Source organism: Micromonospora sp. (assembly GCF_048594385.1).
Lineage (GTDB): Bacteria > Actinomycetota > Actinomycetes > Mycobacteriales > Micromonosporaceae > Micromonospora > Micromonospora wenchangensis.
This window is the reverse complement of sequence record NZ_JBMDWU010000270.1, coordinates 1-16373: the sequence shown is the minus strand read 5'-3', so window position 1 is coordinate 16373 and position 16373 is coordinate 1. Positions and strand designations below refer to the sequence as shown.

Here is a 16373-nt window from a genome sequence, read left to right as displayed (position 1 = left end):
GCTCGCCGAGAGCGGCGTCGACCCGGCCCAGGTGGTCGCCATCGGCATCGACTTCACCGCCTGCACCGTGCTGCCCACCCTGGCCGACGGCACGCCGCTGTGCGAGCTGCCCGACCTGCGTACCCGGCCGCACGCCTGGGTCAAGCTGTGGAAGCACCACGCGGCCCAGCCCCAGGCGGACCGGATCAACGAGCTGGCCCACGCCCGCAACGAGCCGTGGATCGGCCGCTACGGCGGCAAGATCTCCGCCGAGTGGCAGTACGCCAAGGGGCTGCAGCTGCTGGAGGAGGACCCGGAGATCTACGCCCGCGCCGAGCGCTGGATCGAGGCCGCCGACTGGATCGTCTGGCAGCTGTGCGGCGTCGAGACCCGTAACGTCTGCACCGCGGGCTACAAGGGGCTGCTCCAGGACGGCCACTACCCGTCGCCAGCGTACCTGTCCGCGCTGAACCCGGGCTTCGCCGACTTCGTCGCCAAGATCGACGGGCCGCTGGCGCAGCTCGGCACGCGGGCCGGCGGCCTCACCGCGCAGGCCGCCGCCTGGACCGGGCTGCCGGAGGGGATCGCGGTGGCCGTCGGCAACGTCGACGCCCACGTCACCGCCGCCGCCGCGCAGGCGCTGACCCCCGGCCGGCTGGTCGCCATCATGGGCACCTCCACCTGCCTCGTGGTCAACGGTACCGAGCGGGCCGAGGTCGCCGGCATGTGCGGCGTGGTCGACGGCGGGATCAGCGCCGGTTCCTGGGGCTACGAGGCCGGCCAGAGCGGCGTCGGCGACATCTTCGGCTGGTACGTCAAGCACGCGGCCCCCGCCGGCTTCGACTCGCACGAGGCGCTGACCGAGGCCGCCGCCGCCCAGCCGGTCGGCGCGCACGGCCTGGTCGCCCTGGACTGGTGGAACGGCAACCGGTCGCTGCTGGTCAACCACGACCTCAGCGGGGTGCTCGTCGGGCTGACCCTGGCAACCCGGCCGCCGGACGTCTACCGCGCGCTGCTGGAGTCCACCGCGTTCGGCACCCGCATGATCATCGAGGCGTTCGCCGAGGCGGGCGTCCCGGTCGACGAGCTGATCGTGGCCGGTGGGCTGACCGGCAACAGCCTGCTGATGCAGATCTACGCCGACGTGACCCGGCGTCCGCTGGGCATCATCGGCTCGGCGCAGGGCCCGGCCCTGGGCTCGGCGATCCACGCGGCGGTCGCGGCCGGCGCGTACCCCGACGTGCCGACCGCCTCGGCGGCGATGGGCCGGGTCGACCGCGAGGTCTACCGGCCCGACCCGGAGCGCGCCGACGCCTACGACGCCCTCTACGCCGAGTACCGCCGGTTGCACGACCACTTCGGCCGGGGCGGCGACGACGTGCTGCTGCGGCTGCGGGCGATCCGCAACGCCGCCCGCCGTCCGGCAGTCGCGCCCGCCGCCGAACCGACCACCGACCCCCTGGAGGTGCCGGCATGACCCTCGACCTCGACGCCGAGGTGGCCCGGCTGCGCGAGCAGGTGGCCACCCTGCACGGCGAGCTGGTGCGCTACAACCTGGTGGCCTGGACGGCCGGCAACGTCTCGGCCCGGGTGCCCGGCCGGGAGCTGATGGTGATCAAGCCGAGCGGGGTGTCCTACGACGACCTGCGGCCCGACAACATGATCGTCTGTGACCTCGACGGTGTCGTGGTCGACGGCGACCTCTCGCCGTCCAGCGACACCGCCGCCCACGCCTACGTCTACCGGGCGATGCCCGAGGTCGGCGGCGTGGTGCACACCCACAGCGGGTACGCCACCGCCTGGGCCGCCTGCGGCGAGGCGATCCCGTGCAACCTCACCGCCCAGGCCGACGAGTTCGGCGGCGAGATCCCGGTCGGTCCGTTCGCGCTCATCGGCGGGGACGACATCGGCAAGGGCATCGTGGCGACCCTGTCCGGGCACCGCTCACCGGCGGTGCTGATGCGCAACCACGGCGTGTTCACCATCGGCCGGGACGCCCGCGCGGCGGTGAAGGCCGCCGTGATGTGCGAGGACGTGGCCCGCACCGCCCACCTGGCCCGGACGCTCGGCACCCCGGTGCCGATGGCCCAGGCCGACATCGACTCCCTCTACGACCGCTACCAGAACGTCTACGGGCAGTCGGGGCCGTAACGCCCGACCGCCCGTCCTCGCCACCGCTCCGCCCCGGCGGACCGGTCGATCCACCGCAACCCGATGCACCACCCCTGGAAGGTCCGGTCCGTCCGGCGTGCCGTGCCGGCCGGTCCTTCCGCGCACGCACCATCCCCCACCTCATCCCCGTACAAGGAGTCTTCACATGGCGAAGACCGGTATTACCCTCACCCGGCGCGGCCTCGGCGCGATGCTCGCCGTCGGCCTGCTGGCCGGCGGACTCGCCGGCTGCGGCAACAGCGACACCGGCGGCGACGACAAGAGCAGCGGCGGCAGCGGCAACGGCAAGCTCGTCATCGGCTTCTCGCAGGTCGGTGCGGAGAGCGGCTGGCGCACGGCGAACACCAACTCGATCAAGGAGTCGGCCGCCGAGGCCGGCTACGAGCTGAAGTTCGACGACGCGCAGGGCAAGCAGGAGAACCAGATCAAGGCGATCCGCAACTTCATCCAGCAGAAGGTCGACGTGATCGCCTTCTCGCCGGTGGTGGAGTCGGGTTGGGACACCGTGCTCAAGGAGGCCAAGGACGCCAAGATCCCGGTGATCCTGACCGACCGGGCCGTGGACTCGGCCGACAAGAGCCTCTACAAGACCTTCATCGGCTCGGACTTCGTCAAGGAGGGCAAGCTCGCGGGCGAGTGGCTGGTCAAGGAGAAGGCGTCCGCGGCCGGTCCGGTCAACATCGTCGAGCTGCAGGGCACCACCGGTTCGGCGCCGGCCAACGACCGCAAGAAGGGCTTCGCCGAGGCGATCGCCGCCAACCCCAACCTGAAGGTCGTCGCCTCGCAGAGCGGTGACTTCACCCGGGCCGGCGGCAAGCAGGTCATGGAGCAGTTCCTCAAGGCCAACCCGAAGATCGACGTGCTCTTCGCGCACAACGACGACATGGGCCTGGGCGCGCTGGAGGCGATCACCGCGGCGGGCAAGACGCCCGGCAAGGACATCACCATCATCACCATCGACGCGGTCAAGGACGGCATGCAGGCGCTTGCCGACGGCAAGTTCAACTTCATCGCGGAGTGCAGCCCGCTGCTCGGCCCGCAGCTGATGGACCTGGCCAAGAAGGTCAAGGCTGGCGAGGAGGTCCCCGCCCGGGTCGAGACCGAGGAGACCACCTTCACCCAGGAGCAGGCCAAGGCGGCCCTGCCCAACCGGAAGTACTGATCCGACCGGAGGCCGCCGCGTTCGGCGCGGCGGCCTCCGCTTCCGACGAAAGGTTCGGTGGGATGTCGGAGAGGCATCCGGTCCTGACGATGACCGCGATCAGCAAGATCTTCCCCGGGGTCCGCGCCCTCGACGGCGTCGACCTGCGGCTCTTTCCCGGTGAGGTGCACGCCCTGATGGGCGAGAACGGCGCCGGGAAGTCAACCCTCATCAAAGTGCTGACCGGCGTCTACGGCACCGATTCCGGCACCATCACCCTCGACGGCGCACAGGTCTCCTTCTCCGGCCCGATGCAGGCCACCGCCGCCGGGGTGAGCACCGTCTACCAGGAGGTCAACCTCCTGCCGAACCTGTCGGTCGCGGAGAACATCTACATCGGCCGGGAGCCGCGCCGCTTCGGCGCGGTCAACTGGCGCGAGATGCGCCGCGGGGCCAAGGACCTGCTCGCCCGCATCGACCTGGACATCGACGTCACCGAACTGCTCGGCAACTACTCGCTGGCCGTGCAGCAGATGGTCGCCATCGCCCGCGCCGTCGACATCCGGGCCCGGGTGCTGATCCTCGACGAGCCGACCTCCAGCCTGGACGCCGACGAGGTGGCCCAGCTGATGCGGATCATGCGGCAGCTGCGCGACGACGGCATCGCGATCATCTTCGTCACCCACTTCCTCGACCAGGTCTACGCCATCGCCGACCGGATCACCGTGCTGCGCAACGGCCGGCTCGTCGGCGAGTACCTGACCAGCGAACTGCCCCAGATCGCGCTGGTGGAGAAGATGATCGGCAAGGAGCTGGACGCCCTGGAACGCCTCGACGAGGCGACCAGCGGCGAGGACCGGGCGGCCCTGGAGTCGGGCACCCCGCTGGTGGCGGCCGACGGGCTCGGTCGGTCCGGTTCCGTCGCCCCGTTCAGCCTCACCATCCACCAGGGCGAGGTGGTCGGCCTGGCCGGTCTGCTCGGCTCGGGACGTACCGAGGTGGCCCGGTTGTTCTTCGGCGCGGACCGCGCCGACGCCGGCCGGCTCTGCGTGGACGGCACCCCGGTGACGATCCGCAACCCGGTGGCCGCCATCGACCGGGACATCGCGTTCTGCTCCGAGAACCGCCGCACCGAGGGACTGGTCGGCGAGCTGTCGGTGCGGGAGAACATCATCCTCGCCATGCAGGCGGCCCGGGGCTGGCTGCGGCCGTTGCCGCGTCGCCGGCAGGACGAGCTGGTCCAGCACTGGATCAAGGCGTTGAGCATCCGGCCGGCCGATCCGGAGATGCCGGTGCGCAACCTGTCCGGCGGCAACCAGCAGAAGGTGCTGCTGGCCCGGTGGCTGATCACCGAACCCCGGCTGCTGATCCTCGACGAACCGACCCGGGGCATCGACATCGGTGCCAAGACCGAGATCCAGCGCCTGGTCGCGCAGCTCTCCGACGGTGGGATGGCGGTGCTGTTCATCTCCGCCGAACTGGAGGAGGTGCTGCGGCTGAGCCACAAGGTCGCCGTCATGCGGGACCGGCAGCTGGTCACCGAGATCACCAACGACGACACCCTCGATGCCGCCCGCGTCATGCAGGTCATCGCCAGCGGCAGTTCCCAGGAAGGGTCGGTACCGGCATGAGCACCGTACGGGCCCGCGCTGCGGGCATCACCGGTCACCGGCTGTTCTGGCCGCTCGTGGTGCTGGTGCTGCTGCTGGTGGCGAACGCCGTCTACCGGCCGAGCTTCCTGTCGGTCGAGCTGAAGAACGGCCACCTCTACGGCAGCCTGATCGACATCGTCCGGCTCAGCGCCCCGCTGATCCTGGTCGCCCTGGGCATGTCCCTGGTGATCGCCACCGGCGGCATCGACCTGTCGGTGGGCGCGGTGGCGGCGGTCGCCGGCGCGGTCGCCTGCCTCTACATCAGCGAGCAGCCCGACCAGAACAGCCTGGGCGTGGTGCTCACCGCGGTGGCCCTCGGCTTCGGCGTCGCCCTGGTGCTCGGGGCCTGGAACGGCATCCTGGTCGCCGGGATCGGCATCCAACCGATCATCGCCACGCTGATCCTGATGGTGGCCGGCCGGGGGCTCGCCCAGCTGATCGCCGAGGGGCAGATCATCACCATCAACAGCGGGCCGTACAAGGTGATCGGGGTGGGGCACGTGCTGACCCTGCCGTTCGCCATCGTCATCGCCCTCGCGGTGACCGTGCTGGTGGCGGTGCTGACCCGGCGTACCGCGCTCGGCATGATCATCGAGTCGGTCGGCGGGAACGCCGAGGCCAGCCGGCTGGCCGGCATCCGCTCCCGCCGGATCACCTTCCTGGTGTACGTGGTGAGCGCCGCCTGCGCCGCCATCGCCGGGTTCATGATGACGGCCAACGTCTCCAGCGCCGACGGCAACGCGGTCGGCCTCTGGGTCGAGCTGGACGCCATCCTGGCCGTGGTCATCGGCGGCACCGCGCTGGCCGGCGGCCGGTTCTACCTCGGTGGCACCGTGGTCGGCGCGCTGCTCATCCAGACCCTGACCACCTCGGTCTACGCCATGAACATCGACCCGCAGACGTCCCTGCTGTTCAAGGCGGTCGTGGTGATCGTGGTCTGTCTCATCCAGGCCCCGGCCTTCCGGGCGCGGTTCCGCCGTCGGCGCAGCGTCCCGGTCACGCCGGTGGAGCCGGTCGGCACAGAGAAGGAGCAGGTTCCGGCATGACCACGACCCCGTTGGCCGCCCGCCCGGGGCGTGCCTGGTGGCGGGTGCCACCCCGGCACGTACCGGTGCTCGCCACCGCAGCCCTGCTGCTGGTGATGTACTCCATCGGTGTTTCGCAGTACCAGGCGTTCTCCAACATCCAGGTCGTCTTCAACGTCTTCATCGACAACGGCTTCCTGCTGGTCGTCGCGGTCGGGATGACCTTCGTGATCCTCACCGGCGGCATCGACCTGTCGGTCGGGTCGGTGGTGGCGATGACCGCGATGGTGTCGGCCTCGTTGCTGGGCAACGGGCTGCACCCCGCCGTGGTGCTGGTGATCGCGCTGCTGATCGGCCCGATCCTCGGCTTCGCGATGGGCTGCGTGATCCATTTCTTCGACATCCAACCCTTCATCGTCACCCTCGCCGGGATGTTCTTCGCCCGGGGTGTGTGCACCTGGATCAGCACCACCTCGATCCCGATCACCGACGGCTTCTGGACCAGCACCGCCCAGCACCGCATCCACCTCGGCGAGAACTTCGTCTCGGTCGGCGCGCTGATCGCCGTCGCGGTGGTGGCCGTGGCGGCGGCCGTGCTGGCGTACACCCGGCTGGGCCGCAACGTGTACGCCATCGGCGGCAACCAGCAGTCCGCGCTGCTGATGGGCCTGCCGGTGGGCCGTACGAAGATCGCGGTCTACACGATCAGCGGGCTCTGCTCGGCGATCGGCGGCATCCTGCTGTCCTTCTACACCCTGTCGGGTGCCCCGCTCATCGCGGTGGGCATGGAACTGGACGTGATCGCGGCGGTCGTCATCGGCGGCACCCTGCTCACCGGCGGGTCCGGCTACATCTTCGGCACCCTGCTCGGGGTGCTGGTGCTCAGCATCATCCAGACGTTGATCACCTTCGACGGCACCCTCAACTCGTGGTGGACCAAGATCGTCATTGGTGGCCTGCTGTTCGTGTTCATCCTGCTCCAACGCCTCGTCGGCATCCGTACCAAGTAACCCTCGCCAGCCCCACCGGAAGGCAACGCCCATGACCAACCCATCCCCGGTCGCCGAGGTCTGGTTCCTCACCGGCAGCCAGGGCCTGTACGGCCCGGAGACCCTGCGCCAGGTGGCCGAGCAGTCCCGGCGGATCGCCGAACGACTCGACGCCGACCCGGCCGTCCCGGCCCGGGTGGTCTGGAAGCCGGTGCTGACCTCCAGCGCCGAGATCCTCGCCGTCTGCCGCGACGCCGCCGTACAGGGCGCGGTCGGGGTGATCGCCTGGATGCACACGTTCTCCCCGGCCAAGATGTGGATCTCCGGGTTGGACGCGCTGCGCACCCCGCTGCTGCACCTGCACACCCAGGCCAACGTGGAACTGCCCTGGTCCGAGATCGACATGGACTTCATGAACCTCAACCAGGCCGCCCACGGCGACCGGGAGTTCGGGTACGTCCAGACCCGGCTCGGTGTCGCCCGCAAGACCGTAGCCGGGCACGTCAGCGACCCCCGGGTCGCCGCCCGGATCGGCGCGTGGACCCGGGCCGCGATCGGGCACGCCGAGATGCGCTCGCTGCGGCTGGCCCGCTTCGGCGACAACATGCGCGACGTGGCGGTCACCGAGGGCGACAAGGTCGAGGCCGAGCTGCGCTTCGGCGTGTCGGTGAACACCTACGGGGTCAACGACCTGGTCGAGGCCGTCGACGCGGTCGCCGACGCCCGCATCGACGACCTGGTCAAGGAGTACGACGGCAGCTACCGGCTGGTCGACGCGCTGCGCCCCGGTGGCGACCGGCACGACTCGCTGCGCTACGCCGCCCGGATCGAGGCGGGGCTGCGCGACTTCCTCGACGCCGGTGGCTTCCGCGCCTTCACCACCAACTTCGAGGACCTCGGCGGGCTGCGGCAGTTGCCCGGCCTCGCGGTGCAGCGGTTGATGGCCGACGGGTACGGCTTCGGCGGCGAGGGCGACTGGAAGACCTCGGTGCTGGTGCGCACGCTCAAGTCGATGTCCGTCGGCACCACCGGCGGCACCTCGTTCATGGAGGACTACACCTACGACCTCACCCCCGGCCGGGAACTGGTGCTCGGGGCGCACATGCTGGAGGTCTGCCCGACCATCGCGGCGGCCACTCCGAACGTCGAGATCCACCCGCTGGGCATCGGCGGCCGGGAGGACCCGGTCCGGTTGGTCTTCGACGCCCAGCCCGGCCCGGCCGTGGTGCTCGGCCTGGCCGACATGGGGGAGCGGTTCCGGCTGGTCGCCAACGAGATCGACGTGGTCGCGCCGCCGTACCCGCTGCCGAAGCTGCCGGTCGCCCGCGCGGTGTGGCGGCCCCGGCCGGACCTGGCCGGGTCGGCGGAGGCCTGGCTCACCGCCGGCGCCCCGCACCACACGGTGCTGTCCCAGGCCGTCGGCGTCGAGGAGCTGCACGACCTCGCCGAGATGGTCAGCACCGAGCTGGTCGTCATCGACGCCGACACGACCCCCCGCCGGTTCGCCGACGAGCTGCGCTGGAACCAGGCCTACTACCGCCTGGCCCGGGGTTTCTGACCCGCCATGGGCCAGCAGCGGCCCGAACGCGCCGCGGTGATGAGCGACGTCGCGCAACTCGCCGGGGTGTCGCACCAGACCGTGTCCCGGGTGCTCAACAACCACCCGAGCGTTCGGCCGGAGACCCGGGAACGGGTGCTGCGTGCCGTGCACCAGCTCAACTACCGGCCCAACGCCCTGGCCCGGGGGTTGGCCGGCCGCCGTTCCCGGGTCATCGGCGTGGTCAGCTTCGACACCATCCTGTTCGGGCCGGCGGCCACGCTGCTGGGCATCGAACGGGCGGCCCGCGCCGCCGGGTACGGCATCAGCATCGTCACCCTGGAGCGGCTGGACCGTAGCGGGATGCGCTCGGCCATCGACGCGCTGACCGAGCAGTCGGTGGCCGGCGTCGTCGTCATCACCCCGATGATGACGGCGTCGGTCGCCGTGCACGGCCTGCCCACCGGGGTGCCCGCCGTGGTCGTCGAGGCCAGCGGGGAACGCGGCGAACTGCCCAGCATCTCCGTCGACCAGGTGGCCGGCGCCCGGCTGGCGGTGCGGCACCTGCTCGACCTCGGCCACGAGACGGTCTGGCACATCGCCGGGCCCCGGGACTGGTTGGAGGCCCGGGACCGGGTCGACGGCTGGCGGCAGACCCTGGAGCAGGCGGGTCGCCGCGTCCCACCGGTCATCGTCGGCGACTGGAGCCCCCGGGCCGGCTACGAGCTGGGGCAGTCCCTGGTGGAGCGCCCCGACGTGACGGCGGTGTTCTGCGCCAACGACCACCCGGCGCTCGGCCTGCGGCGCGCCCTGCACCAGGGGGGCGCGCGGATTCCCGAGGACGTCAGCGTCGTCGGCTTCGACGACATCCCCGAGGCCGAGTACCTCTCCCCGCCGTTGACCACCGTGCGGCAGGACTTCGACGAGGTCGGCCGCCGGTGCGTGGCGGCCCTGCTGGAGCTCTTCGACGGCACCGGCGCGGGCACCCCCCGCCCCCAGGTCGAGCCGGAGCTCGTCGTCCGCGCGAGCAGCGGCAACCGCCGCCCCTGACCCGCCCGCCCGCGTCGGCGGGCCCCTTCGGCTGCGCGGTGCCGCCCCGCGACCCGTACCCGGTGGTGGCAGTGCGCCCCTGAGCCGGGCCGGTGGGTCGTCCCGCTGGCGTCAACGCGCGGCGACCCGGGTCGGCCCGCCGGTGACGGCGGGGTGACGTGCGCTGCGACAGGGTCGGACGGCGACGGCCGGTGCGGGTGTGCCGGCGGTCGGGACCCCCGTCTCGGGCAGGCCGTCAAGGGAGACCCCATGATCAGGACAATGCTCCGGGTCCGCGCGCGTCCCGGCGCCGAACAGCGCGTCCGGTCGGCGTGGCGGACGGCCGCGGCGCAGATCGGCGCACTGCCCGGCAACCTGCGCCGGGAGCTGTTCCTCGACGCCAACGACCCGCACACGTTCGTGCTCGCCACCGAGTGGGCCGACGACGACGCCCTGCGCGACTACGAGAACGGCCCGGTGGCCGCCCGCCTCGCCGCCGCGCTGCGCGACGGGTGCGAACCGGCCGCCGCCGACGACCACCGGGTGATGCGCGACGAGCCGGACGGGGACCCGACGCTCCTGGTGGACGTCGAGGTCACCGTCCCGGCCGACCGGCTCGCCGAGTTCCACCGGGGCCACGCCGAGGTGACCGCCCGGATGGCCGGGGTCCCCGGCTACCTGCGCGAGGAGCTGCTGCGCGAGCCCGACTCGGACGTCCACCACATCTTCGCCGAGTGGCGTTGCGCGGCGGAGTTCCACCGCTGGGTCGCCAATCCGGCCCACGCGCGGGAGGAGGCCGGGCCGATCGCGCCGTTCCTGCTCGACTTCCGCCGCCGACTGTTCCACCCCACGACCCGTCCCGGCGCCGACCGGGCAGCCAGTACCGGTAGGGAGACCGACGTGCACACGACAACGGACGTACTCATCGTCGGGGCGGGGCCGACCGGGCTGACCGCCGCCGTCGAGCTGGCCCGGCGCGGCATCGACTGCCGGGTGGTGGAGAGGTCGGTCGCCCCGCCCGGCCAGGCCGACAAGGCGATCGGCGTGCACTGCCGCACCATGGAGATCTGGGCGGAGCAGGGCATCGTGCGGGAGGCGATGGACGCCGGCAGCTGGCTGACCGGCAACATGGTGTTCGTCAACGGCACGCAGACCCACCGGATGAGCTGGGAACTCCCCGGCCTGCCGTACGCGCACCTGGGCCTGCCCCAGTACGAGACCGAGCGCATCCTCACCGAACGGCTGGCCACCCTCGGCGTCCGACCGCAGCGCGGCGCGGAGCTGACCGGGTTCACCCAGGGCTCGGACGGCGTGCTGGCCACCCTCACCCTCGCCGACGGTAGCATCCGTACCGTCCGGGCGCAGTACCTGATCGGCGCGGACGGCGCGCACAGCCGGGTCCGTGACCTGCTCGGGTTGACGTTCTCCGGTGGGCTGGGCAGGTTCCCGCAACTGTTCATGCTCGCCGACGTCGACGTGAACTGGGACATGCCCGACGGGCACCTGCTGCGGTTCCTGCACGAGACCGACGGGCAGATGGACGGCATGCTGGTCTGCGTCCCGCTGCGCGGGGAGGGCCGGTACCGGATCGCGACCCTCGCGCCGCCCCGGTTCTTCGCCCAGACCGGCGGCCGGGACGCCCCGCCCGGGTTCAGCGAGGAGCTGGCCGAACCGACCCTCGACGACGTGCAGGCGGCGCTCACCCGGTTGGCCCCACCGGGCACCCGGGCGGCGAACCTGCGCTGGTCGTCGGTGTTCCGGATCAGCCACGGCATCGTCGACCGGTACGGCCACGGCCGGGTCTTCGTCGCCGGGGACGCCGCCCACCTGCACCCGCCGGCCGGGGGACAGGGGATGAACACCGGCATCCAGGACGCCTGGAACCTGGCCTGGAAGGTGGCGCTGGCGGTACGCGGGATCGCCGCCCCCGGCCTGCTCGACAGCTACGAGGCCGAACGCCGCCCGGAGGGCGAGGAGATCGTCGGCCGCGCGGTACGGATGGCGTTCACCGACGAACTGGACCGCGCCGACCTGGAGCGGCAGTTCCTCCAGGAGATGTCCATGTTGCTCAGCTACACCGACAGTCCACTGGTCGGCGAGTGCGTCACCGACCCGGACGGGCTGCGGGCCGGCCCGCGTCCCGGCGACCGCGCCCCCGACCTGGGCGGGTTGCGGCGGCAGGGGGTGGGGCATCCGCTGCGGCTGCGTGACCTGACCGCCGGCCCCCGGCACACCCTGCTGCTCTACGCCGACGCCTCGGCCGACCCGGTGGCGGTGGCCGCCGTGCCGGGGCTCTGCGCCGACGTCCGCGCCCTCACCCGGGGTGAGGTCGACGCGTACCTGCTGGTCAGCCCGGACGCCGAGGTGCCGGGGCTGCCCGCACCGCCGGTGGTGGTCGACGCCGGGGGCGAGTTCCGCACCGGGTACGGGGTGACCGGCACCGCCCTGTACCTGATCCGCCCGGACGGGCACGTCGGCTTCCGCAGCCAGCCGATCGACGCCGACGCGCTGCGCAAGAACCTGCACCTGGTCTTCGGTGGTGCGCGATGACGCCCGTGCGCACGGTGCTCGCCATGCGTACCCGGGAGGGCTGCGCGGAGCGGTTCGAGGCGGAGTGGCTCTCGGCGGCGGAGCAGATCCGGCAGCTCGACGGGTGCCTGCGCCAGGACCTCGTCCGCGACGCCGACGACCCGCGCAGCTACCTGATCATCAGCGACTGGGCGGACCGGGAACGGTTGGACGCCTTCGGCCGCAGCGAGCACCGCGACCGGCTGCTGCGGGTGGTACGCGACCTGCGGGAATCCGCCGAACGACACACCTACCAGGTGCTGCACAGCATGCCCAGCGCGCCCGAGGAGACGAGATGACCGAGCCGCTGCCCGCCGCACAGCTCTACACCGAGCAGTTCGCCGTCGACCCCTACCCGTCCTTCGCCCGGCTGCGCGCGGACGCGCCGGTCTGCCCGGTCAGCTCACCCCGGTTCGACTCCTACCTGCTGACCCGGTTCGACGACGCGCGTACGGCGCTGACCGACCCCCGGCTGTCCAAGGACCTCTACGGCCCCGGGCAGCACTACCTGCAGATCTTCGGCCCGAACTCCGAGGCGCTGAACCGGAACATGCTCAACTCGGACCCGCCGGAGCACACCCGGCTGCGCCGGCTGGTGTCGCAGGCGTTCGCACCCCGCCGGATCGAGGCGTTGCGCCCCCGGGTACGGCAGATCGTCGACGACCTGATCGACGGGTTCGTCGCCCAGGGCCGGGCCGAGCTGATGCACGACTTCGCGATCCCGCTGCCGATGGTGGTGATCTGCGAACTGCTCGGGGTGCCCCGGGCCGACCAGGACCGGGTGCTGGACTGGACCCAGGTGATCCGTACCTCCGGGTCGTCGCGGCGACCGCCGGCGCAGGAACGGGCGGCGGTCGGCGAGGCGCAGGTGAGGCTGCACCACTACCTGGCGGAACTGGTGGCCGCCAAGCGGGTCGCCCCGGCCGACGACATGATCAGCGCGTTGATCGACGCCTGCGACCAGGACGGCAGCCTGTCCGAGGCGGAGCTGGTCACCACCACCTTCCTGCTGCTGTTCGCCGGGCACCAGACCACCGCCGACTTCCTGGGCAACGCGACGGTGGCCCTGCTGACCCACCCCGACCAGCTCGACCTGCTGCGCGACACCCCGGAGCTGCTGCCCTCGGCGATCGAGGAGCTGCTGCGCTTCGACGGCCCGCTGCCGGTGGCCAGCCCCCGGGTCGCCACCGAGGACGTCGAGTACGGCGGGGTGCGCATCCCGGCCGGGTCGATCGTCGGCGTGGTGCTCAACGCGGCCAACCACGATCCGACGCACTTCGTCGACCCGGACCGGCTGGACCTGCGCCGGGTCCGGGGCCCGCACCTGGGTTTCGGTCACGGCGTGCACTACTGCCTCGGTGTGTCGCTGGCCCGGATGGAGGCCCAGATCGGCCTGGCGGCGCTGCTGCGCCGGCTGCCCGGGTTGCGCCTGGCCGTGCCGCCCGCCGAGCTGCGCCGGTTGCCGGCGGCGTCCCCGTTCCGGGGCCTGCTGGAGCTGCCGGTCCGGTTCGCCCCCTCCGCCCCGCCGGTGTCGCCACCGCCGGCCAGTCGTCCCCGCCCCACCGAGCCGACCCGTACCGCCTGAATCCCGAGGAGTTCCGATGACCTTCCGCAACGTGATCGTCTGTCGCATGGTGCCGGGCAGCGAGCAGACCGTCGCCGACGTGTTCGGGTACTACGACCGGACCACCCGCCCGCAGGACCTGGGCGTGGTCGGGCGGACCCTGCTGTCCTTCCACGGCCTCTACATCCACCTGATCGAGCGGAACGCGGACCCGCGGGTGACCGGGCAGACCCGGGGCCTGCCGGCCTTCCAGCAGATCGCCGAGCAGATCGCCCCGTACGTGACGCCCTACCCGAGGGACTGGAGGAACCCGTCGGACTCGGTGGCGAAGGAGTTCTACTCATGGGCGTCGGCCGACCCGCCGGCCGCCGGGGGCGAGCCGAGCCGGACGGTCATCGTGGCCCGGATCAAGCCGGGCGCGGAAGCCACGGTGGCGCAGATCTTCGCCGAGTCCGACGCGGGCCCGCTGCCGGCCACGATGGGGGTCACCGGGCGGTGGCTGTACTCGATCGACGACGTCTACCTGCACGTGCTGGAGCGGGTCGGGGAGGCGTTCGACGGGGCCGTGCGGCAGGGCCACGACCAGCCGGCGTTCGCCAAGATCATGGACGATCTCAGCCCGTACATCAGCCCGTTCGACCCGGACACCTGGGGCAGCCCGCCGGACGCGGTGGCGACGGAGTTCTACCGGTGGCGGGCGCAGGACTGAGCCGGTCGGCCGGCGGGGGCCCGCGGGGCGCGGGCCCCCGCCGGTGTGTCCGTCAGCCGGTGGGCAGGGTCGCCCAGCCCCGGTTGAAGGTCAAACTGTCGTCGTCCGGCCGGTAGTTGCGCTCGATGTTGCCGGCCGCGTCCACCGAGAACCAGTGGACCTTGGTGCCGGCCGGGACGGTCAGCGTCTCGCCCCCCTCCCGGATGCCCGCCGAGGCGTACAGGGTGGATGCGAACGTCGGCCGGGAGCCGTCGAGGGTGTAGAACACCGCTGCCGGCTCGCTGACGTCGAACCGGACGCTGACCGAGCCCTCGGTGGCGCTCGGCGTGACCGCCAGGGTGCTGGTCGGGCGCTTCTTGTCCTTGTCGAAGTCCCGGGCCACCCGCAGCAGCTCGACCAGGCCGTTGCTGAACTCCATCGTCTCCTGGTGCGCCTCCTCCCAGGTGGGCTGGAAACTGGTGCCCACCTCGAAGTTCCAGGCGTAGATGCCGTACTTGTACCAGAGCATGTCGCCGGAGTTGCCCGCCGCCGAGTACAGCACGTCGGAGATCGGGCCGGTCCGTGCCGGGGTGACGGCCATGTTGCGGTGCCGCTTGATCGCGTTGAGGATGCGCGACGACGCGCCCCAGAAGAACGACTCGTCGGCCAGCGTCGGCCGGGGCGCGGAGATCCGGCCCGGGGTGGCGTACGCGCCCGGCGACCACATGAAGTAGTTGCCCGAGGAGTGCAGGTTCATCGAGAACTTCATGTTGGGCCGCTGCGCCAGCCAGTCGACGTTGCGGTTCTCCGGCTCGGACAGCTCACTCGGCCCCGCGTAGGTGTCACTGGTGCAGCTCGCCGACGCCCCCGAGTAGCCGTCGAAGAGGCTGTACTCGGTGTAGTTGCGGTTGTTGTCCACCCCCCACGAGTTGCGGGCCAGCGCGTCGGTGGCACCGCCCGGGGCACAGTGGTTGGTCATGTTGCGCCGCTGCGAGGCGTAGTCGTAGAACGAGTAGTGCCCGCCGTCCGGGTTGATCGACGGGACGATCCAGATGTCCAGGGTGCGCAGCAGCTGCTTGGTGTTCTCGTCGGTGGCGTGGTTGCGCAGCAGCCGCTCGGCGGTCTCGATGGTCACCAGCGGGGGGACCCACTCGCGGGCGTGCTCCTGGGCGTAGGCGAGCACCCCGGTGCGGGAGCCGTCGCGGTACTTGCCGATCCGGATGGCGTACACCGGGTGCGGGTCGCGGGAGACCCCGGCCGGTGCCTTCAGGTTGTCCGTCAGCGGCGTCGACGCGACCGGCGCGACCACGCCCGCCCCGGCGTCACCCCGATAGGTGTACGCCCTGACCAGCGCACCCGCCTCGGCGGTCAGCGCCGCGGCGACCTGGGCGGCGGTGCTGGTCACCGCGCCGGCGGCGTCGGTGCCCAGGCTGACCCGGATGGCCTTGCCGGTCACCGTGACCGAAAGCGGCCGGTCGGCCGCGCCCGGGTCGGCCAGTTCGACGGTGATGTCGTTGCCGCCCTCGTGCCCCCAGGCGAGCGAGTCGACCGCGACCCGGGTGGCGTTGGTCCCACCGAGCACCACCTGCGCCTTCCGCCGGTACCCGTTGGTCTGGTACGGCAGCTTCACCACCTCGGCGAGCTGCGGGTAGGCGTCGGCCAGCCGCTTGATCCGGTCGTACAGCTCGGTCGGGGTGAGGTAGCTGGTGACGAAGTCCTTCTGGTAGCCGGGGCCCTCCGGGCTGTCGGCCGGGATCGGCAGCCACTCCTTGACCTCGGCGACCGCCACGTCACCGGTGGGGCTGGTGATCTGGATGCGCTGCGGGCGGGCGGTGACGGCGGCGGCCCCCCGGTGGTAGAGGTAGACCCCGGCGTCGACGAACCGGGTGATGTTCTGGGTGCCGCCGGAGCCGATCTCGGTGCCGGGGCCGCTGTCCCGGGCCACGGTCAACGTGCTGGTGGAGGTCTGCCCCTGGGCCCACTTCGCCTCGACCGAGAGCACCTGGTTGGTGCCGGAGGTGTAGTAGTC

At 71.9% G+C, this 16373-nt stretch carries 13 protein-coding genes; 12 read left to right on the top strand and 1 reads right to left on the bottom strand.

Going from position 1 to position 16373, the window contains the following annotated elements:
- From araB to ACOJTC_RS14400, 12 genes are all read left to right on the top strand, one after another.
- Positions 1–1456: ribulokinase (araB, locus tag ACOJTC_RS14455; RefSeq protein WP_420117257.1), on the top strand; the 1456-nt coding region annotated here is incomplete at its 5' end.
- A complete protein-coding gene (locus ACOJTC_RS14450; RefSeq protein WP_088644181.1) occupies positions 1453–2130 on the top strand; it encodes an L-ribulose-5-phosphate 4-epimerase in 678 nt (225 codons plus the stop codon). The genes araB and ACOJTC_RS14450, both read left to right, overlap by 4 nt.
- Positions 2131–2296: 166 nt before the next feature.
- The gene (locus ACOJTC_RS14445; protein ID WP_377685245.1) at positions 2297–3313 is read left to right on the top strand and encodes an ABC transporter substrate-binding protein; all 1017 of its coding nucleotides are present in this window, start codon (positions 2297–2299) and stop codon (positions 3311–3313) included.
- 62 nt (positions 3314–3375) lie between these two features.
- Positions 3376–4923 (top strand): sugar ABC transporter ATP-binding protein, encoded by a 1548-nt coding sequence (locus ACOJTC_RS14440; RefSeq protein ID WP_420117256.1) that lies wholly within the window; start codon positions 3376–3378, stop codon positions 4921–4923.
- Positions 4920–5990, top strand: a complete 1071-nt coding sequence (locus tag ACOJTC_RS14435; RefSeq protein ID WP_377685321.1) for an ABC transporter permease — start codon at positions 4920–4922, stop codon at positions 5988–5990. Before ACOJTC_RS14440 ends, ACOJTC_RS14435 begins: the two co-directional genes overlap by 4 nt.
- Positions 5987–6979, top strand: a complete 993-nt coding sequence (gene yjfF, locus ACOJTC_RS14430) for a galactofuranose ABC transporter, permease protein YjfF (protein WP_357935509.1) — start codon at positions 5987–5989, stop codon at positions 6977–6979. Before ACOJTC_RS14435 ends, yjfF begins: the two co-directional genes overlap by 4 nt.
- Before the next feature lie 31 nt (positions 6980–7010).
- Positions 7011–8516: an L-arabinose isomerase gene (araA, locus tag ACOJTC_RS14425; protein ID WP_420117255.1), complete on the top strand. Its 1506-nt coding sequence runs from the start codon at positions 7011–7013 to the stop codon at positions 8514–8516.
- 6 nt (positions 8517–8522) lie between these two features.
- The gene (locus ACOJTC_RS14420) at positions 8523–9545 is read left to right on the top strand and encodes a LacI family DNA-binding transcriptional regulator (RefSeq protein ID WP_420117254.1); all 1023 of its coding nucleotides are present in this window, start codon (positions 8523–8525) and stop codon (positions 9543–9545) included.
- A gap of 249 nt (positions 9546–9794) precedes the next feature.
- Positions 9795–12074 (top strand): FAD-dependent oxidoreductase, encoded by a 2280-nt coding sequence (locus tag ACOJTC_RS14415; RefSeq protein ID WP_420117253.1) that lies wholly within the window; start codon positions 9795–9797, stop codon positions 12072–12074.
- Positions 12071–12391, top strand: coding sequence for a putative quinol monooxygenase (locus ACOJTC_RS14410; RefSeq protein ID WP_088644175.1), 321 nt, complete (start codon positions 12071–12073; stop codon positions 12389–12391). Before ACOJTC_RS14415 ends, ACOJTC_RS14410 begins: the two co-directional genes overlap by 4 nt.
- Positions 12388–13677, top strand: a complete 1290-nt coding sequence (locus tag ACOJTC_RS14405; protein WP_420117252.1) for a cytochrome P450 family protein — start codon at positions 12388–12390, stop codon at positions 13675–13677. The genes ACOJTC_RS14410 and ACOJTC_RS14405 overlap by 4 nt, the downstream gene beginning before the upstream one ends.
- A 16-nt stretch (positions 13678–13693) precedes the next feature.
- Positions 13694–14365, top strand: a complete 672-nt coding sequence (locus tag ACOJTC_RS14400) for a TcmI family type II polyketide cyclase (protein ID WP_420117251.1) — start codon at positions 13694–13696, stop codon at positions 14363–14365.
- Positions 14366–14417: 52 nt separating this feature from the next.
- Here the strand turns inward: ACOJTC_RS14400 and ACOJTC_RS14395 are convergent.
- Positions 14418–16373, bottom strand: a 1956-nt coding sequence (locus tag ACOJTC_RS14395; protein WP_420117250.1) for a M14 family metallopeptidase, incomplete at its 5' end; no start/stop codon positions are given.

What these genes read in the sequence shown, in the direction of transcription:
- yjfF (WP_357935509.1), top strand. Translation starts at nt 5,987, where the DNA reads ATGACCACGACCCCGTTGGCCGCCCGCCCGGGGCGTGCCTGGTGGCGG.
- araA (WP_420117255.1), top strand. Translation starts at nt 7,011, where the DNA reads ATGACCAACCCATCCCCGGTCGCCGAGGTCTGGTTCCTCACCGGCAGC.
- ACOJTC_RS14435 (WP_377685321.1), top strand. Translation starts at nt 4,920, where the DNA reads ATGAGCACCGTACGGGCCCGCGCTGCGGGCATCACCGGTCACCGGCTG.
- ACOJTC_RS14445 (WP_377685245.1), top strand. Translation starts at nt 2,297, where the DNA reads ATGGCGAAGACCGGTATTACCCTCACCCGGCGCGGCCTCGGCGCGATG.
- ACOJTC_RS14450 (WP_088644181.1), top strand. Translation starts at nt 1,453, where the DNA reads ATGACCCTCGACCTCGACGCCGAGGTGGCCCGGCTGCGCGAGCAGGTG.
- ACOJTC_RS14400 (WP_420117251.1), top strand. Translation starts at nt 13,694, where the DNA reads ATGACCTTCCGCAACGTGATCGTCTGTCGCATGGTGCCGGGCAGCGAG.
- ACOJTC_RS14410 (WP_088644175.1), top strand. Translation starts at nt 12,071, where the DNA reads ATGACGCCCGTGCGCACGGTGCTCGCCATGCGTACCCGGGAGGGCTGC.
- ACOJTC_RS14420 (WP_420117254.1), top strand. Translation starts at nt 8,523, where the DNA reads ATGGGCCAGCAGCGGCCCGAACGCGCCGCGGTGATGAGCGACGTCGCG.
- ACOJTC_RS14440 (WP_420117256.1), top strand. Translation starts at nt 3,376, where the DNA reads ATGTCGGAGAGGCATCCGGTCCTGACGATGACCGCGATCAGCAAGATC.
- ACOJTC_RS14405 (WP_420117252.1), top strand. Translation starts at nt 12,388, where the DNA reads ATGACCGAGCCGCTGCCCGCCGCACAGCTCTACACCGAGCAGTTCGCC.
- ACOJTC_RS14415 (WP_420117253.1), top strand. Translation starts at nt 9,795, where the DNA reads ATGATCAGGACAATGCTCCGGGTCCGCGCGCGTCCCGGCGCCGAACAG.